Annotated in this window: 19 protein-coding genes; 10 read left to right on the forward strand and 9 right to left on the reverse strand. The window is 63.7% G+C overall.

The genetic code is table 11. The annotated features are described in order from the left end of the window. Positions 1–37: 37 nt before the first annotated feature. Positions 38–376 (reverse strand): P-II family nitrogen regulator, encoded by a 339-nt coding sequence (glnK, locus tag OU419_RS27565; RefSeq protein WP_003457590.1) that lies wholly within the window; start codon positions 374–376, stop codon positions 38–40. 423 nt (positions 377–799) lie between these two features. Between glnK and OU419_RS27570 the strand changes: the two genes are divergently transcribed. Then, positions 800–1066, forward strand: coding sequence for an accessory factor UbiK family protein (locus OU419_RS27570; RefSeq protein WP_254475454.1), 267 nt, complete (start codon positions 800–802; stop codon positions 1064–1066). Positions 1067–1102: 36 nt separating this feature from the next. Continuing rightward, on the forward strand, positions 1103–2593 hold the full coding sequence (locus tag OU419_RS27575) for a YifB family Mg chelatase-like AAA ATPase (protein ID WP_254475456.1): 1491 nt from the start codon (positions 1103–1105) through the stop codon (positions 2591–2593). A gap of 18 nt (positions 2594–2611) precedes the next feature. On the opposite strand, the gene OU419_RS27580 is transcribed toward OU419_RS27575, so the two are convergent. Next, the gene (locus OU419_RS27580) at positions 2612–3301 is read right to left on the reverse strand and encodes a M15 family metallopeptidase (protein WP_254475458.1); all 690 of its coding nucleotides are present in this window, start codon (positions 3299–3301) and stop codon (positions 2612–2614) included. A 141-nt stretch (positions 3302–3442) separates the two neighbouring features. Continuing rightward, positions 3443–3673, reverse strand: coding sequence for a DUF1127 domain-containing protein (locus tag OU419_RS27585; protein ID WP_254475460.1), 231 nt, complete (start codon positions 3671–3673; stop codon positions 3443–3445). A 185-nt stretch (positions 3674–3858) separates the two neighbouring features. On the opposite strand from OU419_RS27585, the gene OU419_RS27590 reads away from it, so the two are divergent. The 5 genes from OU419_RS27590 to OU419_RS27610 all read left to right on the forward strand — a co-directional run bounded on the left by OU419_RS27590 (position 3859) and on the right by OU419_RS27610 (position 10999). Further along, positions 3859–5310, forward strand: a complete 1452-nt coding sequence (locus tag OU419_RS27590; protein ID WP_254475462.1) for an aminotransferase-like domain-containing protein — start codon at positions 3859–3861, stop codon at positions 5308–5310. 81 nt (positions 5311–5391) lie between these two features. After that, a complete protein-coding gene (locus OU419_RS27595; protein WP_254475464.1) occupies positions 5392–6201 on the forward strand; it encodes a TlpA disulfide reductase family protein in 810 nt (269 codons plus the stop codon). Between the two features lie 213 nt (positions 6202–6414). Further along, positions 6415–8394, forward strand: a complete 1980-nt coding sequence (betT, locus tag OU419_RS27600; protein WP_254475465.1) for a choline BCCT transporter BetT — start codon at positions 6415–6417, stop codon at positions 8392–8394. Between the two features lie 119 nt (positions 8395–8513). Next, positions 8514–10364 (forward strand): PAAR domain-containing protein, encoded by a 1851-nt coding sequence (locus tag OU419_RS27605; RefSeq protein WP_254475467.1) that lies wholly within the window; start codon positions 8514–8516, stop codon positions 10362–10364. Further along, positions 10364–10999: a DUF2931 family protein gene (locus OU419_RS27610; RefSeq protein ID WP_254475469.1), complete on the forward strand. Its 636-nt coding sequence runs from the start codon at positions 10364–10366 to the stop codon at positions 10997–10999. The genes OU419_RS27605 and OU419_RS27610 overlap by 1 nt, the downstream gene beginning before the upstream one ends. A 53-nt stretch (positions 11000–11052) precedes the next feature. Here the strand turns inward: OU419_RS27610 and OU419_RS27615 are convergent, their stop codons facing one another. Beyond that, positions 11053–12096 (reverse strand): haloacid dehalogenase-like hydrolase, encoded by a 1044-nt coding sequence (locus OU419_RS27615; protein WP_254475568.1) that lies wholly within the window; start codon positions 12094–12096, stop codon positions 11053–11055. 586 nt (positions 12097–12682) lie between these two features. Beyond that, entirely contained in the window at positions 12683–13603 is a 921-nt protein-coding gene (locus OU419_RS27620; RefSeq protein WP_254475471.1) for a LysR substrate-binding domain-containing protein, read from the reverse strand. A gap of 146 nt (positions 13604–13749) precedes the next feature. On the opposite strand from OU419_RS27620, the gene OU419_RS27625 reads away from it, so the two are divergent. After that, positions 13750–15135 carry a NorM family multidrug efflux MATE transporter gene (locus tag OU419_RS27625; protein WP_254475473.1) on the forward strand — a complete coding sequence of 462 codons (1386 nt, stop codon included), beginning with the start codon at positions 13750–13752 and terminating at the stop codon, positions 15133–15135. Here OU419_RS27625 and OU419_RS27630 read toward each other — a convergent pair. Further along, positions 15132–16811, reverse strand: a complete 1680-nt coding sequence (locus OU419_RS27630; RefSeq protein WP_254475474.1) for a putative bifunctional diguanylate cyclase/phosphodiesterase — start codon at positions 16809–16811, stop codon at positions 15132–15134. The genes OU419_RS27625 and OU419_RS27630 overlap by 4 nt on opposite strands. Positions 16812–17102: 291 nt before the next feature. On the opposite strand from OU419_RS27630, the gene rep reads away from it, so the two are divergent. Beyond that, on the forward strand, positions 17103–19112 hold the full coding sequence (gene rep / locus OU419_RS27635; protein ID WP_254475476.1) for a DNA helicase Rep: 2010 nt from the start codon (positions 17103–17105) through the stop codon (positions 19110–19112). A 214-nt stretch (positions 19113–19326) separates the two neighbouring features. Beyond that, a complete protein-coding gene (locus OU419_RS27640; protein WP_254475478.1) occupies positions 19327–19902 on the forward strand; it encodes a xanthine phosphoribosyltransferase in 576 nt (191 codons plus the stop codon). 116 nt (positions 19903–20018) lie between these two features. Here the strand turns inward: OU419_RS27640 and OU419_RS27645 are convergent, their stop codons facing one another. The 3 genes from OU419_RS27645 to OU419_RS27655 all read right to left on the reverse strand — a co-directional run bounded on the left by OU419_RS27645 (position 20019) and on the right by OU419_RS27655 (position 23203). Beyond that, entirely contained in the window at positions 20019–21872 is a 1854-nt protein-coding gene (locus tag OU419_RS27645) for an acetyl-CoA hydrolase/transferase C-terminal domain-containing protein (protein ID WP_254475569.1), read from the reverse strand. A 177-nt stretch (positions 21873–22049) separates the two neighbouring features. Then, positions 22050–22478: a c-type cytochrome gene (locus tag OU419_RS27650; RefSeq protein ID WP_326494064.1), complete on the reverse strand. Its 429-nt coding sequence runs from the start codon at positions 22476–22478 to the stop codon at positions 22050–22052. A gap of 176 nt (positions 22479–22654) precedes the next feature. After that, positions 22655–23203 carry a cupin domain-containing protein gene (locus tag OU419_RS27655; RefSeq protein WP_254475482.1) on the reverse strand — a complete coding sequence of 183 codons (549 nt, stop codon included), beginning with the start codon at positions 23201–23203 and terminating at the stop codon, positions 22655–22657. Positions 23204–23312 lie beyond the last annotated feature (109 nt).

Below are 23312 nucleotides of genomic sequence, written 5' to 3' on the forward strand. Positions count from 1 at the left end.
TGTTTCTCCTGGGGCGTGGGTTCGGTGTTGGCTGGGCTTAGATCGCGTCGGTGCCGGTTTCGCCGGTACGGATACGAATGGCCTGTTCCAGATTTACGACGAAAATCTTGCCGTCACCGATTTTCCCGGTATTGGCGGCCTTGGTGATGGCTTCGATAACGCGGTCGAGCTGGTCATCGGCGATGGCGACGTCGATCTTCACCTTGGGCAGGAAATCGACGACGTATTCCGCGCCACGGTACAGCTCGGTGTGGCCTTTCTGCCTGCCGAAGCCTTTGACTTCGGTCACAGTGATGCCCTGCACGCCGATCTCGGACAGCGACTCACGGACGTCGTCCAGCTTGAACGGCTTGATGATGGCTGTGACTAGCTTCATGAAACTCTCTCCCGTGTTTTGGTGGACTCGCCCCAGGAAGAACGAACCCGGGACAAGTCTAAGCGCAGTGTCTGGCTTTTGTAATGCGTCGGCGGCCCTACTTCAGCATTCCGACTCTTATCCAGCCGCTTCTCGCGATGCGATCCCCCGCCTCGCCTGCAGCACCGGAACTGCACCGGTGCACGCCATATCTGCCCCAAAGCATGAACCTTGCCAGTTCAACGAAATACCCGTGCTTTCAGCCACTTGGCGTAAACGCGCGGTTTCTGGCCATTCGCCAGCCGGCGCCAGCCGCACCGAAAGCGCGCACACCGCGCGAGCACATTGCTCAAAAAGCGTGCAACCCTTCACTGTGCGCGCTGCCGCAGCCGAGAGTCGCTGCGTGATAGACTCCTCGCCTGATTCAATCCGGAACCCAGAACCATGCTGCCGCCCAAAGCCTTCCTCGATGCCATCAGCCAACAAGCCGGACGCCTGTTCGGTGGCGAGTCGCCCCTGCCGAAGGCCGAGCTGGAAGCTCAGTTCAAGGTTCTGATGCAGAGTGCCTTCAGCAAGCTCGACCTGGTCAGCCGTGACGAGTTCGACAGCCAGATGGTGGTACTCGCCCGAACCCGCGCCCGCCTCGAAGCACTGGAGGCAAAAGTCGCGGAACTGGAAAGCAAACTCTCGCCGCCCGCCGACGCCAGGTAAGTCCCGCGCGGGTGGCATGCGATCAAGGACCGATCCATGTCGCTGGCCATCGTCCATAGCCGAGCCCAGGTCGGCGTCGAGGCGCCCGCTGTCACCGTCGAGGTGCATCTGGCCAACGGCCTGCCGTCGCTGACCCTGGTTGGCCTGCCGGAAACTGCCGTCAAGGAGAGCAAGGACCGCGTTCGCAGCGCGCTGCTCAACTCCGGTTTCGACTTTCCCGCGCGCCGCATCACCCTCAATCTCGCGCCCGCCGACCTGCCGAAGGACGGTGCGCGCTTCGACCTGGCCATTGCGCTGGGCATCCTTGCCGCCAGCGGCCAGCTCGCCAGCGCCAGCGGCCTCGATACATTGGAATGCCTCGGCGAACTCGCGCTGTCGGGCAGCCTGCGGCCGGTCCAGGGCGTGCTGCCTGCTGCCCTCGCCGCTCGCGCGGCAGGGCGCACCCTGGTGGTACCTCGGGAAAACGCCGAGGAAGCCAGTCTCGCCAGCGGCCTGCGGGTCCTCGCAGTGAATCATCTGCTGGAACTGGCAGCCCATTTCAGTGGCCAGGCAGCGCTCCAGCCTTACGAAGCACAGGGCTTGATGCGCGCCACTCCGCCCTACCCCGATCTCGCCGACGTCCAGGGGCAGGCGGCGGCCAAGCGCGCATTGCTGGTAGCAGCGGCCGGCGCTCATAACCTGTTGTTCAGCGGCCCTCCGGGTACCGGCAAGACGCTGCTGGCCAGCCGCCTGCCCGGCCTGCTGCCGCCGCTGGATGAAGACGAGGCCCTGCAGGTGGCGGCAATCCACTCCGTCGCGGGGCGCGGGCCGCTCACCCACTGGCCACAACGACCGTTCCGCCAGCCTCACCACACCGCATCCGCGCCAGCACTGGTCGGTGGGGGTAGCCGCCCGCAACCCGGCGAGATAACACTGGCCCACGAAGGTGTGCTGTTCCTCGACGAATTGCCGGAGTTCGACCGCAAGGTGCTGGAGGTACTGCGCGAGCCGCTGGAGAGCGGCGAGATCGTCATCGCCCGCGCCAATGGCCGTGTGTGCTTCCCGGCACGCTTCCAGTTGGTGGCGGCGATGAACCCCTGCCCCTGTGGATATCTTGGCGATCCGAGTGGCCGCTGCCGCTGTTCGCCGGAGCAGATCCAGCGCTATCGCGCCAAGCTTTCCGGCCCGCTGCTGGACCGGATCGACCTGCACCTCACCGTCAGCCGCGAAAGTACCAGCCTCGCTCCCAGCGCTCCGGGCACACCCAGCGCCGAAATCGCCCGTCAGGTCGCCTCCGCGCGGCAGCGCCAACTGGCTCGGCAAGGCTGCGCGAACGCCTTTCTCGACCTGAAGAGAATGCACCAATTCTGTGCATTGACCGCCGAAGACCAGTCCTGGCTGGAGAAAGCCGGCGAACGCCTGAACCTCTCGCTACGGGCCCTGCACCGGATTCTCAAGGTAGCGCGCACCCTCGCCGATCTGCAGCAGATGGACGCCATCCAACGCCCCCACCTCGCCGAAGCGCTGCAATACCGCGCGGGGCATTGAGCGGAACGCCAGAGGCAGTCAGCCCTGATCGTCAGGCGCCACGATGTTGAGGATGTGGTCGCGGTAGATATCGGGGAGCATCTCCAGCACCAGGTCTTTGCCGAGGATGTCAGCGCCGCTTAACGCCTCGGCCAGCAACTCGACCGAAACCTGGCTCAGGGCCGGTACGGACAGAGGCGCATAGCTGAGATGCCACGGCTCCGGGTACATGCCCCCCTTGAAGTACCGGTAAGGCCGGAAGAAACCGTATGCGGCCATGTTTGCGTCGAGCCATTGGTGCAATCCCCGGAACAGGCCGCCGGGGGCAACTTCCTCGGGCAGCAACTGCGGGACGTAGCCGGGAGGCATCGCAGCGCCATCCACCACGTCGATCTCCGTTCCCCATTGGTGCCGGCTTCCGCCGGGTAATGCGGACCAGTTCAGGATGCAGTGGATGATCTCGGTCGCTGACAGCAGGCTGAAGTCGCGGGGGCGACCCTGCATGTCATACAGCGGCTTACTGCCGCTGAACTTGCCGTTCCAGATGCGAAGCTGAGTACGGAAATCCCGAAAACTACTGACAGGTAAAAGATCGATACCGTCGCGACGGGCAGCCTCTCGCATATCCATGAAAGCCGATGCAGCTTCGGGCTGTGCTGCGAAGCGCGGTTCCGACAATTGCACCACGTGAGTTCGAGCCCTGCCCGTCAACTCCAGCTCATTCAGCATGAACCTTTCACCCAAACCGATCTCTCGAACCCCGCATCCACGGACGCGACCCTGTTCATTCAACGCTTGCGCTGAAGCACACGCAGCAATCTATCAGGTTCGAAAGGCATGGATTCCGATCACAGTCGGGGGTATCGCCAATCAGCAGCGCCAGAACGGTCGCATTGCTTCCAGCCGGGCCTGCTCGCGGCTGACACCGATATCACGCAGTTGCTCGTCGCTGAGTTCGAGCAGTTGCTTGCGGGTACGCACCCGCCGCCAGAACTGGCGCCAGCGATTTTCCTGCGGGCCGCGAGACGCCACGCTGCCGTCGCGGATTTCCAGCAATTCCTGCTGGTACAGGGTCAGTCGTACATCGCTCATTCCGGTCATGCCATCGCTCCTCTGTTACTGGCCCGTTGAACCTGGGAACAGAGTGACGATTCGGCAAAAAGCATTACAGACTCAACAAATTGAGATTTTACCCATACAGAAAACAGCAGAAGCACTCTGAATGGCGTATTTTTGCCTGATCTGTACTGGTTACTACGAAATTGGGTCCGCGCAGGAGTTCTGTCATGAAACGCTATGCACAACTGGCCGAGACAATCGGGGCGCGTATCGAACAAGGCCTTTACCGCCCGGGCGACCGCCTGCCATCGGTACGGGCCTTGAGCGACGAACATGGCGTCAGCATCAGTACCGTGCAGCAGGCGTACCGCGTCCTCGAGGATTCCGGGCTGGTCGAACCACGGCCCAAGTCCGGCTACTTCGTCCCCGAACGGCGCCAGCTTCCACCGTTGCCGGCCATGACCCGCCCGGTACAGCGGCCGGTGGAAATCTCCCAGTGGGACCAGGTGCTGGAGCAGGTCCGGCGCGCGCCCGGCGGCAATTTCGTCCAGCTGGGCAGGGGCACGCCAGATATCGCCAGCCCGTCGCTCAAACCGCTGCAACGCGCAATGGTTCACGCGGCACGCCGTACAGATCTGCGCAGCCTTGGCTACGAAGGCATACAGGGCTCGCTGGAGCTGCGCGAGCAGATCGCCCGGTTGATGCTGGACTCCGGCTGCCAGGTGCCGCCCAGCGAGATCGTCATCACCACCGGCTGCCAGGAAGCGCTCGCCATCACCCTGCGCGCCATCTGCCAACCGGGAGACATCGTCGCCATCGACTCGCCGAGCTTCCACGGTGCCATGCAGGCGCTGAAGGCGCATGGCCTGAAGGCGCTTGAGATCCCCACCGACCCGATCAACGGCGTCAGCCTCGAAGCGCTGGAGCTGGCGATGGAGCAATGGCCGGTGAAGCTGATCCTGCTCACGCCCAACTGCAACAACCCGCTGGGCTACATCATGCCCGACGCCCGCAAACGCGCCCTGCTGACCCTGGCGGCGCGCTACGACGTGCCGATCCTCGAAGACGACGTCTACGGCGAACTGGCCTACGCCTTCCCGCGCCCGCGCAGCATCAAGTCCTTCGATACCGACGACCGCGTGCTGCTGGCCAGCTCCTTCTCCAAGACCGTCGCGCCGGGCCTGCGCACCGGCTGGGTGGTGCCGGGGCGCTATCTGGACCGCATCCTGCATTTCAAGTACATCGCCAGCGGCACCTGCGCACCACAACCGCAGATGGCCCTGGCCGAATTCGTCGGCGGCGGCCACTACGAGCCGCACATCCGTCGGATGCGCGCGCAGTACCAGCGCCATCGCGACCTGATGACCGAATGGGTGAGCCGCTATTTTCCGGATGGCACCCAGGCCAGCCGACCGCGCGGCGGCTTCATGCTCTGGGTGGAGCTGGGTGCGCAGTTCGACAGCGTGCGGCTGAACCACGAACTACGCCGCGACAACGTGCAGGTCGCGGCCGGCAACATCTTTTCTGCCTCCGGCAAGTACCGCAATTGCCTGCGCATGAACTACTCCAGCCGCGAGCTGGCGAGCATCGAAGACGCGGTGCGCAAGGTCGGCGCCTGCGCCGCCCGACTGGTCGCCGAGCGACACGAGCAGGACGAGGAACTGCCGTCGCCGGCCTGACGGGAAACATTTGTCCACAGCCTCGCCCTGCTCTCGCCGCGCAGGGCTGAGATACTGGCGGTCCGCCAACCGGAACCCACCATGACCAGTCTCACCCTCGGCTCGCTCGCCATTCCCCTGCCCCATGTACTGCTCTACCTCGGATTCTTCGCCGCGCTGTTCGCCGGCTGGATCGCGGGGCGCGCGCGCAAGGCCAATCCCGAAGCGGCCCTCTTCGCCATGCTCATCGGCGGCCTGCTGGCGGCGCGGTTTGCATTCGTCGCCCGTTATGCCGAACAGTATTTCGCCACGCCGCTGAGCATCGTCGACATTCGCGATGGCGGCTTCCTCGCAGTGCCCGGCATTGTCGCCGCCGCGCTGACCGGCGGGCTGCTGGCCTGGCGCAAGGCACAGCTTCGCAGGCCGCTGGCGATTGCCACGCTGGTGGGCGCCTGCGTATGGGGCGGCGGCAACGCGGTGGTCGCGGCGCTGGATCGCAGCCAGCAGCTACCGGAGCTCACGGTGCTCGACCTGCATGGCCAGCCCGTGGAACTGCGCGCGCTGGATGGCCGGCCTCTGGTGGTGAACCTGTGGGCCAGTTGGTGCCCACCCTGCCGACGCGAAATGCCCGTGCTGGAGGCCGCGCAGAGAAACCGTCCCGAGGTGCGCTTCCTGCTGGTCAACCAGGGGGAATCCGCCGAAGCCGTCCAGCGCTTCCTGCGCGAGCAGGGCCTGAGCGAAACCGCGGTGGTGCTCGACAGCGGCAATCGCCTGGGCCAGGCGACAGGCTCGTTCGGCATGCCGACCACGCTGTTCTACGACGCAAGCGGCCGTTTGCGGCATAGCCAGATGGGCGAACTGTCCGCCGCCAGCCTCGAATACGGCCTGGGGCAACTCAAGGACACGAACTGACGGGAAATTTGCCGGCGGTTGCGCTCTGGTCTTCAGTGAAGGGGGGCGGTCGCGGCCTTTAAACCTGCCGCGTGCCGGCAACGAATGCGGGTCTGCATTCTAAAAAACTATCGATCCAAAGCCTTCAAGTCAGATTAGCTATTGAATTATGTTAGGATGTTGCGTCTTCCGCCCCCAGGGTGGCAATCCGATCAAAAGGAGAGCTAGCTCAAGATGGAGACACCAACTCGCCCCCGGAGCACATTGAACCCTCCGGTTTTCTACACTTCCGCCGTTCTTATTCTCGCCCTCGTCGCCTTCGCGACGCTGCTGCCAGACCAGGCCCAGACACTGTTCGGCCTGGTGCAGAAATGGATCATCACCAACGCCAGTTGGTTCTATGTCCTCGCCGTGGCCCTGGTGCTGATCAGCGTGGTTTTCCTCGCCGTCAGCCGTTACGGCGACATCAAGCTCGGCCCCGACCACAGCCGCCCGGACTACCGCAACACCACCTGGTTCGCCATGCTGTTCTCCGCCGGCATGGGCATCGGCCTGATGTTCTTCGGCGTCGCCGAACCGGTGATGCACTTCACCGCCCCGCCCGTGGGCGAACCGAACACCGTGCAAGCCGCGCGCGAAGCGATGAAGCTGACCTTCTTCCACTGGGGCCTGCACGCGTGGGCGATCTACGCCATCGTCGCGCTGATCCTGGCCTTCTTCAGCTTCCGTCACGGCCTGCCACTGACGCTGCGCTCCGCGCTCTATCCGTTGATCGGCGAACGCATCTACGGCCCCATCGGCCATGCGGTGGATGTCTTCGCGATCATCGGCACGGTATTCGGCGTGGCCACCTCGCTGGGCTATGGCGTGCTGCAGATCAACAGCGGCCTGCACTTCCTGTTCGGCTGGCCGGTGAACCAGACGGTACAGGTGATCCTGATCGCCGTGACCTGCGGCCTCGCCACACTCTCGGTCGCCAGCGGTCTCGACCGAGGCATCCGCATCCTGTCCGAGCTGAACCTCGGGCTGGCGGTGGTGTTGCTGCTGTTCGTGCTGGTCCTCGGTCCCACCGTGTTTCTGCTGCAGACCTACGTGCAGAACACTGGCGCGTATCTCTCGGAGATCGTCAACAAGACCTTCAACCTCTACGCCTACGAGCCCACCGACTGGATCGGCGGCTGGACCCTGCTCTACTGGGGCTGGTGGCTGTCCTGGTCGCCCTTCGTCGGGCTGTTCATCGCGCGTATTTCCCGTGGCCGGACCATCCGCGAGTTCGTCTGCGGCGTGCTGTTCGTCCCGGCCGGCTTCACCCTGCTGTGGATGACCGTGTTCGGCGACAGCGCCATCCACATGATCCTCCAGGACGGCTACACGCATCTGGCGGACGTGGTGAACCAGGACAGCTCACTGGCACTGTTCGCCTTCCTCGAACACTTCCCGCTGGGTAGCGTGATCTCGCTGATCGCAGTGGCGATGGTAGTGGTGTTCTTCGTCACCTCGGCGGACTCCGGCGCCCTGGTGGTGGACATGCTCGCCTCCTCCGGCCACGACCACTCGCCGCTGTGGCAGCGCATCTTCTGGTCGGTGCTGATGGGCGTGGTGGCTGTCGCGCTGCTGCTCACCGACGGCCTGAAAGCCCTGCAGACCGCGACCATCGCCAGCGCCCTGCCATTCGCCGTGATCCTCCTTGCCTCGATCTGGGGGCTGTTCAAGGCGCTGCACCTGGACGCCACCAAGCGCGGCATCCGCTACCAGGCGCTGAACTTCTCGCCCGCGCGCAATCGCGGTGGCAGCAGCGACGGATGGCAGCGCCGCCTGCGCAGCATCGCCATGTTCCCGCGGCGCAGCCACGTCAACCGCTTCATCGAGGAAGTGGCGCAGCCCGCCTGCGAGGACGTTGCGGCCGAACTGCGCAAGCAGGGCTACGACGTCAACGTGACGACCGGCGACGACAGCCGGGTACGGCTGGAAGTCGGGCATGGCAGCGAGGTCGACTTCATCTACGAAGTCCGCCCGCGCGCCTTTACCACACCCAGCTTCGTCATGCGCGACACCGAAGACACCAGCGAGTCCCGCAAATACTTCCGCGCCGAAGTGCATCTCAAGGAAGGCGGGCAGGACTACGACATCATGGGCTGGAGCCGCGATGGCGTGATCAGCGACATCCTCGACCAGTACGAACGCCACCTGCATTTCCTGCACGTGGTGCGCTGAATGAAAAAAGGCCGGCGAATGCCGGCCTCTTTACCAATGTCGTTTCGGAACAGTCCGACTATTCGTCTTTTGGCCCACCCGCTCACCATCTCCCTTTCCGTCAAGAAAGGGGGATTCGCATGTCCGGCAAACCCGCCGCCCGTATCACCGACGCCGCCGTATGCCCTCGCTGTGGCGCGACCGCCATCGCGAGTGGCTCCGCTGACATCCTGATCGATGGCCTGCAAGCCGCCCGTCTGGGCGACACCTGCGGCTGTGGGGCCGTCATCGACGCCCAGGTCATTCCCAACCTCCTCATCAATGGCCGCCCGGCGGCCATCCAGGGCAGCACCATCAATCATGGTGGCGTGATCATCGGCGGCTCCGGCACCGTGATTTTCGGCCAGCAACATAATCCCGCCCCCTTCACACCGCCGCAGCCCATGTCCGGCGCGATGGCAGTCGCGCCAATGCCGCCCACAGCAACGCCACCCGCCCAGCCGGGAGAGGAAGCAGAGGAGCCGCGGGAGGAGGAAGAAGAGGAAGAGGAACTCGAAGAGGACACTCGCCAACGCCTGCGGCTGCGAGTGTTCATTGGTTTCGACGGCACCGGCAACAACGCCGCCAACACCGAGATCGGCAACCAGTGCCGCGCCGCCGCCCTGCAACTGGACGACGAGGCCGCGCAGGGAGTTTATGAGCGCTGCAAGCGCTTCCAGACCGATCCCAACGGTAGCTATGGCAATGATGTGAGCAATGTTTGGCGGCTACATCAGCTATACAGTGCCGATCCTATTGCCAAACGCGCCCAAGCTACCGCCCGCGTCTACATCACAGGTATAGGAACAACCAGTGGGCAACCTGACTCACTGATGTCCGGGCAGGCTCTCGGACGTGGTCATACAGGAGTAATTGCAAAAGTCGAAGAATCCTTTACTGCGATCACCAAGGCTGTACTGCAAGTCAGCATGAGCAATCCCGGTCACGTCATCGAGGCGCTGGAACTCGACATCTTCGGTTTCAGCCGCGGCGCCGCCGCGGCCCGGCACTTCGTCAATCAGGTGTTCCGGAAAGAACAAGGGCCAATGGGGTCGCTGCTGAACCAGAACCGCAAGGCGTTCACCGCGGACTTCACACTGGACAGCAGCGTCAGCATTCCCTTTATCGGCCTGTTCGACACCGTGCTCTCGGTCGGCGGCCTGGGCGATTGGGGCCTGCCGGGCGATGCCCTGAACGGCGATGTCGAGCTGTACCTGCCCCCGGGCTGCGCCACGCAGGTGGTTCATCTCACCGCCCGTGACGAGCATCGCTACAACTTCCCTCTCAGCCGCGTCAGCGCGCCATTCCTCGAACTCAGCCTGCCCGGCGCGCACTCCGACATCGGCGGCGGCTACCCGCCGGAAATGGAGGAATGCCTGTACCTGGCCCGGCCATTCTGCGACCTGGTCAGCCGGGATACGCCCTTCCAGCGAACCACCGCCTACCGCATGGCGCAGCAGGCCACCGAGCGCCTGCAGTACGCCGACCTGCTCGCCCCCCTGGATGCCAGGGCCCGGCTCGTCACCGATGCCTGGGAACACTTCGCGCCCTACCGGGGCGACCGCCGCGATGGCATGAAATACGTGCTGGCCGCACCGCTGATGCGGCGAACGGTATACGGACATCTTTCCCGGGTGTACCTGCGGGTCATGCATGCTCTGGCGCGGGATGCGGGCGTGCCCCTGAAAGACGTTCCAACCACAGAGGAATTGTCCCTTCCGGATGAGTTGGAGGTCATTTCTATAACTCTGGTCGACTGGGCCAGACGTGGGACTGGAAAGCTCTCGAATGAACAAGAGCGCCTGCTTCGGCAACGCTACATTCACCAGTCCTCGAACTGGAATGCGGTGGCCGGCGCAGGCGGAAGCCGCTCCGATGTGGTATTTCCCAACCGGCCTGCCGACGGCAGCCGTGCCCGTTATTCGGATCAGCCACTCAGGAAGGACGCCTGATGAAACGCCTTGCAATGCTCCTGTGCCTCGCCCTGCTGGGCGGCTGCGCCCATGCCGGCAAAGGCCCCGGCAGCCTGCCGTATCCCTACTGGCGGCTGGGCTTCCTCGCTCCGGACTACATGGAAGTGTGGGTAGAAACGGCGGATGTGGAGGACATCAGGGGACACGCGTTCCCCCGCATGGGTGGTGGCGTCGTAGAAGTACACGTGCCAGATGACGGCAGTGGTCGCCCCGAAGTGTGGCGTAGCGGCTGGGGGGCTGGCCGGAATGTGAACGATGCAGACCTACCCCAACGCATCTTCGTGCGCTGGCAATCATTGGCAGAACCCCAGACCTATCGCATCACCCTGGAGATTCCCGAGCGTGCGCGCCAACTGATGGTCGAAAAGCTCGATCCACCTTGCCCCGCTAGTGCCTATCGAGAGTTCCTGGCCGTCGGCCTTGCTCCCGGCGGAACAGTACGCGCCTGGGTAAGAAGCACCTGCGGCGAAAGCATCGAGATTCTGCATGCCCAGGCAGAAGTCGAGCCCAAGGGGCCATCTCAGGGGAAAACTGGTGGACAGTACGCACTACCACTTGAGCCATCGGCCAAAGCCTACATCGACAAACACGGCATTCCCTATGGCAGTTGGTGAACTACCCACTCCATACGAAGAGGCCGGCGAATGCCGGCCTCTTTCGTTTCGGTTTACTGGATCTCTTCGGGTTTGACGATCACCCAGTTCTTGTCCGCCGTAACCGGCTGCCCGAGCCTGGCCTGCGCTTCGGCGTTCTTCTTGATCATGCCGTTGAGCTGGTCCATGTACTTGGGCTTGCGGTTGATCCACAGGTGGATGCCATTCTCGGCGGTGCCATTGAACAGCATGTAGCCGTCGCTGCTCGGGGTGTCGCCACCGACCAGGATCGGGCGCTTCCACTGGTCGATGTAGGTGAGGATCGCGGCCTGCTTGCCGGCCATCCAGGTGGCCGGCGTCCACAGGTAGGGCGTGATCTCCAGGTCCATGTTGGCCTTGGGATCGTACTTGCCGTCGGCGATCTGCTTGCGCGCGGTGGTCAGCGCGCCGGTCTTGCGATCCTTCAGCAGGGTGGTGACACCGATGACGTTCTCCGGCTTCACGTTGTAGCCGTACTTGGGATCGGAGGCGACCATGCGCACCAGTTCCTCATGGGCCGCAGTCATCACGTAGACCTCGATGCCGTTCTCCATCAGCTTGTTGTACAGCTCGGTCTGGCCGGTGAAGACCTTCGGCGGGTTGATCTCGATGGTCTTTAGCGCGTCGCCGTCGTAATAGGTGCTGGGAATCGGCTTGCCGTAGGCCATCAGTTCGTCGACGTAGCCCTTCAGCTCCTTGAGGGTGAAGCCGGAGAACACCTGGGCGACCCACGGGTAGCAGACCAGGTCGTCGATCTCGCACAGCCGGTAGTAGTAACTGTTGAGGCTTTCCTTGTGGCCGGCCACGTCCTTGAACGGGATCAGTTTGAGCGACGGGTCGAGCTTCTCGCGCGTGAGGACACCCTTCATTTCCAGGAATGGCAGCAGCGACTCTTCGAGGTCGTAGCGATAGCTGGTGTTGTCCATGTCGAAGACCGCGAACGCGCCCTTGTTGGCGTTGGCGGCAATCAGGGCGTCGAGCTGCTTGGCCGCGGGCTCCGGCCAGTGTTTCAGCTCGGTGGCGGCGAGGGCGGTGCTGGCGAGGCCGCAAAGAAGCAGGCCGGCAAGAAGGGTGCGCATGGGTTTCATGGGATTCCCCCGAGGTGGTCTGTAGGGTTGGGAAAGCCCTTGTGCGGACCCTCCCTGGACTAGGCCAGCTAAAACCCTAGCAAAGCTGTGTTTCAGCTCTGCGACCGTTGCGACCCTGAACGTCGCGCATGCGCCAGAACGTGCCCATGCGCGGCAAACCCGTGGCCGGCAGATACGCCTGGTCTAGCTCACGGGACGGCGCATGCGCCCCGGGGGCCTCGCCGCAGGTTTCCTCGAGCGTCTTGGTGAGGGCAGCCTGGGGCTGGTAACCCATTTGCGCGGCGATATCGGAAAGCAGAGCTGCGAGCTGTACAGCAGCCGATATGCCAGCGTCAGCAGCGCCCACGGTGACTGCCCGACAACCTTGATGAACAGGCGAATGCAGCAGGCGCGTATCGCGCGGCCTGCACCACCCAAGGGGAACCCGACCTCACCCGTGTCATCTCCATCGCCGACACTCCGCGGTAATGCGGGACCGTGCCGGCCACCGGAGACTTCCACGGTGTCCGCCATGAGATGCGCAACCAGGTCTCGACCGATGATTGCAGCGGCGGATGACAGTCGCCGATGCAAAGGTTCATTCGAGCAGCTCAACTTGCGGCAACTGCATGGCCTGAACTTCGCTCAGCAGGAAATCCCGCAGGCGGTGCAAGCGCTCCTGATTGCGCCTGGCCCTCGGCCAGACAAGGTAATAACTTTCACCGCTGGCCACCGCACTTGGCCAGGGCAGAGCCAGTCGCCCCAGGTTGGCGTCTTCGGCGACCATCACCAGGTCGCCGATGGACACGCCATAGCCCCGCGTGGCGGCAACGATACCCAGTTCCAGGGTATCGAAGACCTGCCCGCCCTTGAGCGAGACCCGTTCGCTCAGGCCCATGCGCTGAAGCCAGCGGCGCCAGTCGCGGCGATCCGGCGTCGGATGCAGCAGTTCGGCGCCAGCCAGCCGCTCGGCATCCCACGGACCGTCATCGAGCAAGGCCGGGGAGCCCACCGGAATCAGCCACTCGGGAAACAGCAAAACGGCCTCCCAATCCGGCGGAAAGTGCCCCGCGCCAAGCAGCACTGCGCAGTCGAACGGCTCGTTGAGAAAGTCCACGCGGTCCACATCCATCCAGGCACTGGTCAGTTGCACCTCGACATCGCTGTTCTGCATGCGGAAGTTGCTCAGGCGCGCCAGCAGCCAGCGCATGGTCAGGGTGGAGGGCGCCTTCAGGCGCAGCACGCCTTCCTCCGCGCGCAGGCTTGAACAGGCGCGCTCAAGTGCGTCGAAACCATCGCGCAGGCCAGGCAGCAGCATGCGCGCCGGCTCGGTCAGCTCCAGTTGCCGGCCCCGGCGCTGGAACAGGCGGCAGGCGAAGTGTTCCTCCAACGTACGAATATGCCGGCTCACCGCGCTCTGGGTGATCGCCAGTTCCTCGGCGGCACGAGTGAAAGATGAATGCCGGGCGGCGGCCTCGAAGGCGCGCAAGGCATACAGCGGCGGCAACTGGCGATTCATGGTCGGCTCCGAATATCCAAGGCATGAGTATGACTCATGGATAGCATCGTTTTTTTCCTTTTGTGCCCACTACCTGGGCGCCTGAAAATGAGGGACTTTCCATTCGACAGGCCCGCCAGCGGCTCGTCGCTGACTGAGCCTGACTCATGAAACGCCTCTACCGTGACGAACTCATCGCCATACTCCGCCTGGCCGGCCCGTTGATCGCCGCCCAACTGGCCTATGTGGCAATGGTGTTCACCGATACCGTGATGATGGGCAAGCTCGGCCCCGAGGCTCTGGCTGCCGGCGGGCTCGGCGCATCCAGTTATGCGTTCGTGTCGATGTTCTGCGTCGGCGTAGTGGCGGCCACCGGCAACCTGGTCGCCATCCGCTACGGCGCGAAGGATGTGGCTGGCGTAGTCCAGGCGACCCAGGCGGGCCTTTGGATCGGCTTCGCGCTGTCACTGGCGGCGGGGCTGCTGCTGTGGAACCTCGGCTCCATCCTGCTCGCCTTCGGGCAAGCCCCGAAGACTGTCGCCGGCACCATGAGTTTTCTGCGCAGCATCGTTTTCGCCCTGCCCGGCTACATGATGTTCATGGTGCTGCGCGGCTTCACCAGCGCGATCGAACGCACCGGGCCGGTGATGGCCATCAGCGTGATCGGCGCGCTGGCCAACTTCGCCCTCAACTACGCCTTCATCGAGGGAATGTTCGGCCTGCCACGCCTGGGGCTGGCGGGCATCGGCCTGGTGACGGCGGTGGTGATGAACACGTTGCCAGTGATTCTCGCGCTGTACCTGCGCTGGCACCCGGCCTACGAGGCCTACCCGCTGCTGCGCGGGCTGGCCAGGCCGAACCTCAAGGTGATCGGCGAGTCGTTGCGGTTGGGGGTTTCGATCGGCGGCACTTATGCCGTCGAGTCCGGGATGTTCACCGTCGCCGCGCTGTGCATGGGTGCTATCGGCAGCACCGCACTGGCCGCGCACCAGATCGCGATCCAGTCAGTGTACGTGGCCTTCATGGTGCCGGTGGGCATCTCCTACGCGGTGACCTTCCGCATCGGCCAGCACTACGGGGCAGGCCGGCTGGTCGAAGCGCGCCGCGCAGGCAGGCTCGGCATCGGTTTCGGTGCCAGTTGCATGTTCGCCTTCGCCGCGCTCTTCTGGCTGGCGCCGGAGCTGGTGGTGGGTATGTTCCTCGATCGCAACGACCCGGCCAACCAGGAGGTGGTGAAGCTCGCCGTTGGCCTGCTCGCCATCGCCGCCTGGTTCGAGCTGTTCGACGGCACACAGACCATCGCAATGGGCGCCATCCGCGGCCTGAAGGACGCCCGCACGACGTTCCTGGTCGGCCTGGCCGGCTACTGGCTGGTGGGAGTTCCGATGGCACTGCTGCTGACCTTCCCGCTCGGCTGGGGGCCGAGCGGTGTCTGGTGGGGCCTGGCATCCGGCCTGGCCTGCGCCGCCATCGGCCTGACCCTGGCGTTCGAAGCGAAGACCGCGCGGCTGATCCGCCCCCGGGAGCAGGGCGCTGCGCTCGGTGCCTGCTAGCTGTTGATCGAGTCCTGCAGGCGAAGCGCGCGGTTGCCGCCGAAGACAAGGAACCGCGCCAGCTCGGGAAGCGGCAGGGGCCGGCTGATCCAGTAACCCTGTACCTGGTCGCAGCCGAACTGGCTCAATTGGTTCTGCTGCTCGATGGTCTCTACACCCTCAGCGACCACTTCGAGGTTGAGGTTGTGCGCCAGGTTGATCATCGCCCGCACCAACTGCATGTTTTCCGGACGCTCGTGCATGCCGCCGACGAAGCTCTTGTCGATTTTCAGCAGCGTGATCGGCAAACTGTTGAGGTGCACGAAGGACGAAAAACCAGTGCCGAAATCATCCAGCGAGAAGCGCACGCCCAGCCGGCCGAGGGCCTGCATGGTCTGCAGCACCTGGTCGCTGCGACGCATCACGGCGGTCTCGGTCAGCTCGAACTCCAGCCACTGGGCGTCCACGCCGCGCTCGCGGATCAGGCGTTCGAGGGTTGGCAGCAACTGGCTGTCCTGGAACTGGCGGAACGACAGGTTGATCGCCATGTGCAACGCCGGCAGGCCGCGACCGCGCAGCCACTGCATGTCGCGCAGCGCGCGGGAGATCACCCAGTAGCCCAGCGGCACGATCAGCCCGCTTTCCTCGGCCAGCGGCACGAAGTCACCCGGCGTCAGCAGGCCACGCTCGGGATGGCGCCAGCGCACCAGGGCCTCCAGACCGACGATGCGGCCATCGTGCAGGTCCAGGCGCGGCTGGTAGTGAAGCTCCAGCTCGTCGCGGCGCAGCGCGCGGCGTAGTTCGCTTTCCAGATCGGCGAGGCTGCGCGCTCCACGGTTGATGCGCTCGTCGAACACATGGAAGGTGCAACCCTGACGGGCCTTGGCCTGCTGCATGGCGATGTGCGCGTGCCACATCAGCGGGTCGGCGCTGTCGCCGGCGCGGGCATGGGCCATGCCCAGGCTGCAACCCATCAACAGGCTTTCACCCTCGACCCAATAGGGCTCGCCGAGGGTTTCGACGATGCGTTCGGCAATCTTCTCGACCCTGCCCGGGTCGCGCCGGGTATCCAGCAGCAGCGCGAATTCATCGCTGCCCAGGCGGGCGATGTGATCGCCGTTGTCCAACTGCGCCTTGAGCCGCCCGACCACTTGCAGGATCAGGCGGTCGCCGGCCTGGTGGCCAAGGGCGTCGTTGACGTGGCGGAAGTTGTCCAGATCGAGATGCCCCAGCGCCAGGCCACGGCCATCGGATTCGCTCAGGCACGCGGCGAGCAGCGTCTGGAAGCCCTGGCGGTTGGCGATGCCGGTCAACGGGTCCTGTTCGGCCAGGCTCTGCAAGGTATCCTGCAGCGAACTGCGTTCGCGCACATAGCGCAGGCAACGGCGCAGGACTTCGACGCTCAGGGTTTCAGCCACCAGCCAGTCGGATACGCCGACCGGATCCTCTTCGGGCTCGCGCTCCAACAGCAGGACCAGCGGCAGGTGGCATTGGTGGGAGGACGGCAGCTTGCCGGGCGTAGCCAGCACGAGGCCGACCTGATCCTCGTCGAACAGACTGCTGGCGGCCTGCCAGGAGGGCGCGGTTATCAGGGAATAGCTCTGCCCCAACGCGGCCAGATGCCCGCGCAGTAGCTGGGCCCACTGCGGCGCTTCCGCCAGCAGGAGCAGGCGCGTTGGTTCGACCGACGCTGCCAAGCGACCCCCATGTCCATGCAAAAGGGGAGAAACCGGCGACTGTCCCTTCGCCCGATCCTCCCGGTTTTGAAGCCCTGCCATATCCGGGTCCCCGGGTATGGACGAAACTTCAGAGAAACTCTTAAGAGTTTTCTTCAAGTAATGCTGTCACAAGCCTAATACATGTGCGGTTTTATCCAAAACAGAGAAGTACGATCGTGTCACAGATCGCCGCTTTTCCGCCGCCGCCCCTATGGCTGGCGCGGCCTGCTAGAATACGCGCCCGCTTCGCCACAGACTCCCCCGCCTTCCATGTCCCGACTCAATCCCCGGCAGCAAGAAGCCGTGAACTACGTCGGCGGCCCGCTCCTCGTGCTGGCCGGCGCCGGCTCCGGCAAAACCAGCGTGATCACCCGCAAGATCGCCTACCTGATACAGCAGTGCGGTATCCGTGCCCAGTACATCGTCGCCGTGACCTTCACCAACAAGGCCGCCCGCGAGATGAAGGAACGCGTCAGCACTCTGCTGCGCCCCGGCGAAGGCAAGGGGCTGACGGTCTCCACCTTCCACAACCTGGGCCTGAACATCATCCGCAAGGAGCACGCGGCCCTGGGCTACAAGCCCGGCTTCTCGATCTTCGACGAGAGCGACGTGAAGGCGCTGATGACCGACATCATGCAGAAGGAGTATTCCGGCGATGACGGTCTGGACGAGATCAAGAACCTGATCGGCGGCTGGAAGAACGACCTGATCCTGCCGGAGGAAGCGCTGGAAAAGGCGCGCAACCCCAGGGAACAGACCGCCGCGATGGTCTACCTGCACTATCAGCGCACCCTGCGTGCCTACAACGCGGTGGACTTTGACGACCTGATCCTGCAGCCGGTGAAGCTGTTCCAGGAACACCCGGAGATCCTCGAGAAGTGGCGCAACCGCGTGCGCTACATGCTGGTGGACGAATACCAGGACACCAACGCCAGCCAGTACCTGCTGGTGAAGATGCTGGTACAGCAGCGGGCGCATTTCACCGTGGTAGGCGACGATGACCAGTCGATCTACGCCTGGCGCGGCGCGCGGCCGGAAAACCTGATGCAGTTGAAGGACGACTTCCCTTCGCTGAAGGTAGTGATGCTGGAGCAGAACTACCGCTCCACCAGCCGCATCCTCAAATGCGCCAACATCCTCATCGCCAACAACCCCCACGTGTTCGAGAAGCAACTGTGGAGCGAGATGGGCGAAGGCGACCCGATCCGGGTCATCCGCTGCCGCAACGAAGAGGCCGAAGCCGAGCGGGTGGCAATGGAAATCCTCACCATTCACCTGAAGACCCAGCGTCCCTACAGCGAGTTCGCCATCCTCTACCGTGGCAACTACCAGGCGAAGCTGATCGAACTGAAGCTGCAGCACCACCAGATTCCCTATCGCCTGTCGGGCGGCACCAGCTTCTTCGGGCGCCAGGAGGTGAAAGACCTGATGTCCTATTTCCGCCTGCTGGTGAACCCGGACGACGACAACGCCTTTCTCCGCGTGATCAATGTGCCGCGCCGGGAAATCGGCTCCGCCACCCTGGAAAAGCTCGGCAACTACGCCACCGAACGCGGCTCCTCGATGTTCAACGCCATCGAGGAAATCGGCCTTGCCGAACATCTCGACGCGCGCTACGTCGAGCGCCTGCAACGCTTCAAGCGCTTCATCGACAAGGTTCGCGAACAGTGCGCAGGCAATGACCCGATCGGGGCCCTGCGCAGCATGGTGATGGACATCGACTACGAGAACTGGCTGCGGCAGAACGCCTCCAGCGATAAGGTCGCCGACTTCCGCATGGGCAACGTCTGGTTCCTCATCGACGCGCTGAAGAACACCCTGGAGCGTGACGAAGAAGGCGACATGACCATCGAGCAGGCCATCGCCAAGCTGGTGCTGCGCGACATGCTCGAACGCCAGCAGGAGGAAGAGGAAGGCGCCGAAGGCGTGCAGATGATGACCCTGCATGCGTCCAAGGGCCTGGAATTCCCCTATGTCTTCATCCTCGGCGTCGAGGAGGAAATCCTCCCGCACCGCTCCAGCATCGAGGCCGACACCATCGAGGAAGAGCGGCGCCTGGCCTACGTCGGGATCACCCGGGCGAAGAAGAACCTGGCCATGACCTTCGCCGCCAAGCGCAAACAGTACGGCGAGATCATCGACTGCTCGCCGAGCCGCTTCCTTGACGAGTTGCCTCCCGAGGACCTTGTCTGGGAAGGCCAGGAGGACGCGCCGGTGGAGGTCAAGGTAGCCAAGGGCAACTCCGCGCTGGCCGATATCCGGGCAATGCTCAAGCGCTGACGACAAGCCTTGCAGGAGTGATGGACGTCCGCCTGGTAGCCGCGTGAAGGCCGGACCGCGGATAATTCCGCCCGGCAATGAAGCGCGGCACCGCACCCGGCATAAAGCTGTCTACCCGATCAGCATTCGCATTTGTCGGAACGTCGCGCAGAACCCCGCTGGCAAGGTAGAATTACGCGCTTCATCAGCGGCAGCCGCTCCGGAAGCACCCAAATTGAACACCCTCAAAGACAAAATTCGCAGCGAAGGCATTGTTCTTTCCGAACAGGTCCTCAAGGTAGACGCCTTCCTCAACCATCAGATCGACCCGGCGCTGATGAAGCAGATCGGCCATGAATTCGCCGAACGCTTCAAGAACCAGGGGATTACCAAGATCGTCACCATCGAAGCCTCGGGCATCGCCCCGGCGGTCATGGCTGGCCTGGAGCTGGGTATTCCGGTGATCTTCGCCCGCAAGTTCCAGTCGCTGACGCTGAAGAATGACCTGCTGATCTCCAAGGTGTTCTCTTTCACCAAGCAGACCGAAAGCACCATCGCCATCTCCGCCAAGCACCTGACCGCTGCCGATCATGTGCTGGTAGTGGACGACTTCCTCGCCAACGGCCATGCCGCCAAGGCGCTGATCGACCTGATCCAGCAGGCAGGCGCATCCATTGCCGGCCTGGGCATCGTCATCGAGAAGTCGTTCCAGGAAGGCCGCTCCCTGCTGGAAAGCGAGGGCTACCGCGTGGAATCCCTGGCGCGGGTGAAGTCCCTGGCCAACGGTCAGGTCGAGTTCCTCGAAGACTGATCCACCGCACCACACAGAAGGCGGGCACCGACAGGACCCGCCTTTTTTCATGCCTGAACGCAGCACCTTTCGCGGGAGCACGGCGCTAAAGCCTGCCGTGGGATCGGCGAGCCGCCCTATGGATCCTGCCGGGCGCTGGCCTTAAGGCCAGCCAGGATCAGCCGCTGGTACAGCTCCTCGCGCAGCCCATCCGGCGCGCCCAGCCCCATGCGCTGCAAGTGCGCGGGGAATGCCGCAGGCGCCGGCGCATCCAGCGTCGCCTTGCCCAGCTCGAGAATTTCGCTCAGGCGCAGCTTGCTCTTCAGCCAGCCCAACGCCCGCAGCAGGTCGCGCTCGTCTTCGGTGAAATCGCAACCCAGCGGAAACTCCGGCAGCAATTTGCGCAACCCGCGCGTCGCCTCGCGCAGACGCTCCGGTGTGTTGTCGCGGTAGCGTGGCGAAAGTTCGAAAGCCTCCGGCAACTTGCCCGCCTCCTTGGCCTGGACGATCAGTTCGTCCTGGAATCGCGAATCGGCAATCGACAGCATCGCCTCGATCACTTCCGCGTCGTTCTTTCCGCGCAGGTCGGCAATGCCGTACTCCGTCACCACAATATCGCGCAGATGGCGTGGAATCGTGGTGTGCCCGTAGCTCCAGACGATGTTGGAGCTCAGTTCACCCTCAGACTCGCGCCAACTGCGCAGCATCAGGATCGAACGCCCGCCCTCCAGCTCATGTGCCTGGGCGACGAAGTTGTACTGCCCGCCAACGCCACTGAGTACCCGGCCATCTTCCAACTGGTCGGCCACGCCCGCTCCCAGCAACGTCACGGTGAAGGCACTGTTGATGAAGCGCGCATCGCGGCGCTGCGCGCGCTTGAGCTCCTCATCTCGATAGAGGTTGTTGACGAAGCCGATACCCGTCATGCCGATACCCATCAGTTCTTCGAGGGGCATTTCGCGCAGACGCTGGTAAAACGCCTGCGGGCCGAGGAAGAAACCGCCGTGCAGCCATACACTGGGCTCGCCGGCACGGGCAGCGACACGGCGACCGAGCACGCCCGCCTCGGCCAGCGCGAGCAGGCCGGGAACGAGCATTTCACTGCAACCGTAGAGGCCAAGGGTGAAGACACCGGTGCCGCCGTCCCGCTCGATCAGCCCGGCGTGGCGCGAGCGGCTGTCGAGGCAGTCCAGCAGGGCATGGTAGCCTGCATTGTCACGCTGACGGATCAGTAGTGCCGAGGTCAGGGCGTCGCCCATCGAACCGATGCCCACCTGCAGGGTTCCACCATCGCGCACCAGCGCACTGGCATGCAGACCGATACAGTGGTCCTGCAGGCCGACCGGCAGGTTCGGTGTGGAAAACAGTGTGCTGGTATCCCCCGGCGCATCGACCAGCAGATCGAACAGGTCTTCGTCCACCTCCGCATCACCGGGCATGTACGGCAACTGATCATGCACGACGCCGACGACCAGGATGGTCTCCCCCGCCTCGCGGCGCTTGCGCAGCATCGGCAACAGGTCAAGGGTGATATCCGGGTTGCACGACAGGCTCAGCTTGCCCGGTCGCGCGGGATTGCGCGCCACCAACTGAGCGACGGCGTTGACGCCCTTGGCGTTGATATCGCGGGCGACGTGGCTGTAGTTGCAACTGATGTAGTTCTGTTGCGCCGGCGCGCTGTCCAGCAGGCTGCCCGGCTGCAGGTAGAACTCTTCGACACGGATGTTCTCCGGGAGCGCGCCCTTGCGCAGGTCATGCAGATAGTCCAGCTCGGGATAATCGCCATACAGGCGCTCGACGAAGGGATCGAGGAAGCGGCGCTGCAGTTCGCTGCCCGCAAGTGGCCGGCCCAGGGACAAGGCCGTATAGAGCGTCAGGCGACGGCGCGGATTTTCCCGGATGCGTCGGTACAGTGCGTTGGCCAGCCGGTTGGGCTTGCCTAACCCAAGCGGCAGGCCAAGGCGAACTTCGCCGTCCAGACGCTGCAGCATCTGTTCAACGGCGACTTCGAGTGAGCAGGATTGCACCGGGCTTTCCTCCTGGATTGCGTCCACGGGCGACGACAGGAGTTTGGACCGGATTCGGCCAGGGAAGCTCCCCCAAGCCAATACAAGAAATCACAGGCATGAAAAAGCCGCCCGAAGGCGGCTTTTCGCACAGGTCGGCTGTTACAGCCCGGACATGTGGTGAATCGCGGCTTTCAGCTCGTCATCCGAGCAATCGGCGCAGGTGCCTTTCGGCGGCATGGCGTTGAAACCGGAGATCGCCTTGGCCAGCAGGCCATCGATACCACCCTGCTCCTTGGCGCGCTTGCCCCACTCCGCCTTGTCACCAATCTTCGGTGCATTCAGCAGACCAGTGCCGTGGCAGGTGGTGCACACCTTGCCGACAATCTCTTCGCCCGAACGCGGAGCACCGCCACCACCGGCCGAAGCCACGGCGCCAACGCCTTCGCATTCCTGACCCTGTACGCAGACCTTCCCCACCGGCTCGAGACGCTTGGCAATGGCGTCATCGTTGGTCGCGGCCTGAGCGCTTACAGCCCACAGGGCCAGCACGGCAGCTTGGGCTGCCAGCATTTTTTTAATCAGGTTCACCCTTTCACCCTCATCGTGGCTTATCACACCCGGGCGCGGTAGCAGTCATCACAGTCTCGGGCCGCGCGGGCGGGCGCAAGTATAACGGCAAAGCCCGTCAGCTCGAAACAATTGCACTGCCTTGCCGGGCCTTGCGGCATTAGGTCGCAGCTGGTCTGGCCGGTCCTACCGGCTGTTCAAAAATTTGCTGGTGTGGTCGCGCTGATCAGCCGTGCAGGAGCTTCGAACGGGTTGCGAAAACGGTGCGGCTTGGTGCTGTCGAAATAGTAGCTGTCACCGCGTTCGAGGACGAAGACCTCGTCGCCGACGGTCAGCTCCAGGCGTCCCTCCACCAGCACGCCGGTCTCCTCGCCCTCGTGGGCATACATGTCGTCGCCGGTATCGGAGCCCGGAGGATAAGTCTCGTCGAGCAAGGTGATGGCGCGGCTGGGATAGTCCTTGCCGATCAGCTTCATGATGATCGAGCCACTGGACATGTCGCTGAGTTCGTCTGCCTTGTAGACCACCGGGGTGTTGCTGTTCTGCTCCAGATCCAGGGAGAAGAACTCCACCAGGGACATCGGAATACCACCCAGCACTTTCTTCAGTGAGCTGATGGAGGGGCTGACACTGTTTTTCTCGATCATCGAGATTGTGCTGTTGGTCACACCCGCCCGTTTGGCGAGTTCGCGCTGGGACAAACCTTTGAGCTTACGGATGGCTTGCAGACGAGCACCGACGTCCAAGGGTGGGGTCCTCCTTATTCTTGTGATCAGGCAGGCTCTGAAAGGCAGAACCCGCCAACGGCTTGAGCCGAGCGGGTTCCAAGTGCCACGTATCATGGCAACACCGTTC

Origin of the sequence: Pseudomonas triclosanedens (assembly GCF_026686735.1) — a bacterium.
Lineage (GTDB): Bacteria > Pseudomonadota > Gammaproteobacteria > Pseudomonadales > Pseudomonadaceae > Pseudomonas > Pseudomonas triclosanedens.

Bases quoted from the DNA above. Each gene is read 5' to 3' on its own strand.
- OU419_RS27620 (WP_254475471.1), bottom strand. From the start codon at position 13,603: ATGAATCGCCAGTTGCCGCCGCTGTATGCCTTGCGCGCCTTCGAGGCC.
- OU419_RS27615 (WP_254475568.1), bottom strand. From the start codon at position 12,096: ATGCGCACCCTTCTTGCCGGCCTGCTTCTTTGCGGCCTCGCCAGCACC.
- OU419_RS27610 (WP_254475469.1), top strand. From the start codon at position 10,364: ATGAAACGCCTTGCAATGCTCCTGTGCCTCGCCCTGCTGGGCGGCTGC.
- OU419_RS27625 (WP_254475473.1), top strand. From the start codon at position 13,750: ATGAAACGCCTCTACCGTGACGAACTCATCGCCATACTCCGCCTGGCC.
- rep (WP_254475476.1), top strand. From the start codon at position 17,103: ATGTCCCGACTCAATCCCCGGCAGCAAGAAGCCGTGAACTACGTCGGC.
- OU419_RS27605 (WP_254475467.1), top strand. From the start codon at position 8,514: ATGTCCGGCAAACCCGCCGCCCGTATCACCGACGCCGCCGTATGCCCT.
- OU419_RS27645 (WP_254475569.1), bottom strand. From the start codon at position 21,872: ATGCTGCAGCGTCTGGACGGCGAAGTTCGCCTTGGCCTGCCGCTTGGG.
- glnK (WP_003457590.1), bottom strand. From the start codon at position 376: ATGAAGCTAGTCACAGCCATCATCAAGCCGTTCAAGCTGGACGACGTC.
- OU419_RS27580 (WP_254475458.1), bottom strand. From the start codon at position 3,301: ATGCTGAATGAGCTGGAGTTGACGGGCAGGGCTCGAACTCACGTGGTG.
- betT (WP_254475465.1), top strand. From the start codon at position 6,415: ATGGAGACACCAACTCGCCCCCGGAGCACATTGAACCCTCCGGTTTTC.
- OU419_RS27575 (WP_254475456.1), top strand. From the start codon at position 1,103: ATGTCGCTGGCCATCGTCCATAGCCGAGCCCAGGTCGGCGTCGAGGCG.
- OU419_RS27585 (WP_254475460.1), bottom strand. From the start codon at position 3,673: ATGACCGGAATGAGCGATGTACGACTGACCCTGTACCAGCAGGAATTG.
- OU419_RS27595 (WP_254475464.1), top strand. From the start codon at position 5,392: ATGACCAGTCTCACCCTCGGCTCGCTCGCCATTCCCCTGCCCCATGTA.
- OU419_RS27570 (WP_254475454.1), top strand. From the start codon at position 800: ATGCTGCCGCCCAAAGCCTTCCTCGATGCCATCAGCCAACAAGCCGGA.
- OU419_RS27590 (WP_254475462.1), top strand. From the start codon at position 3,859: ATGAAACGCTATGCACAACTGGCCGAGACAATCGGGGCGCGTATCGAA.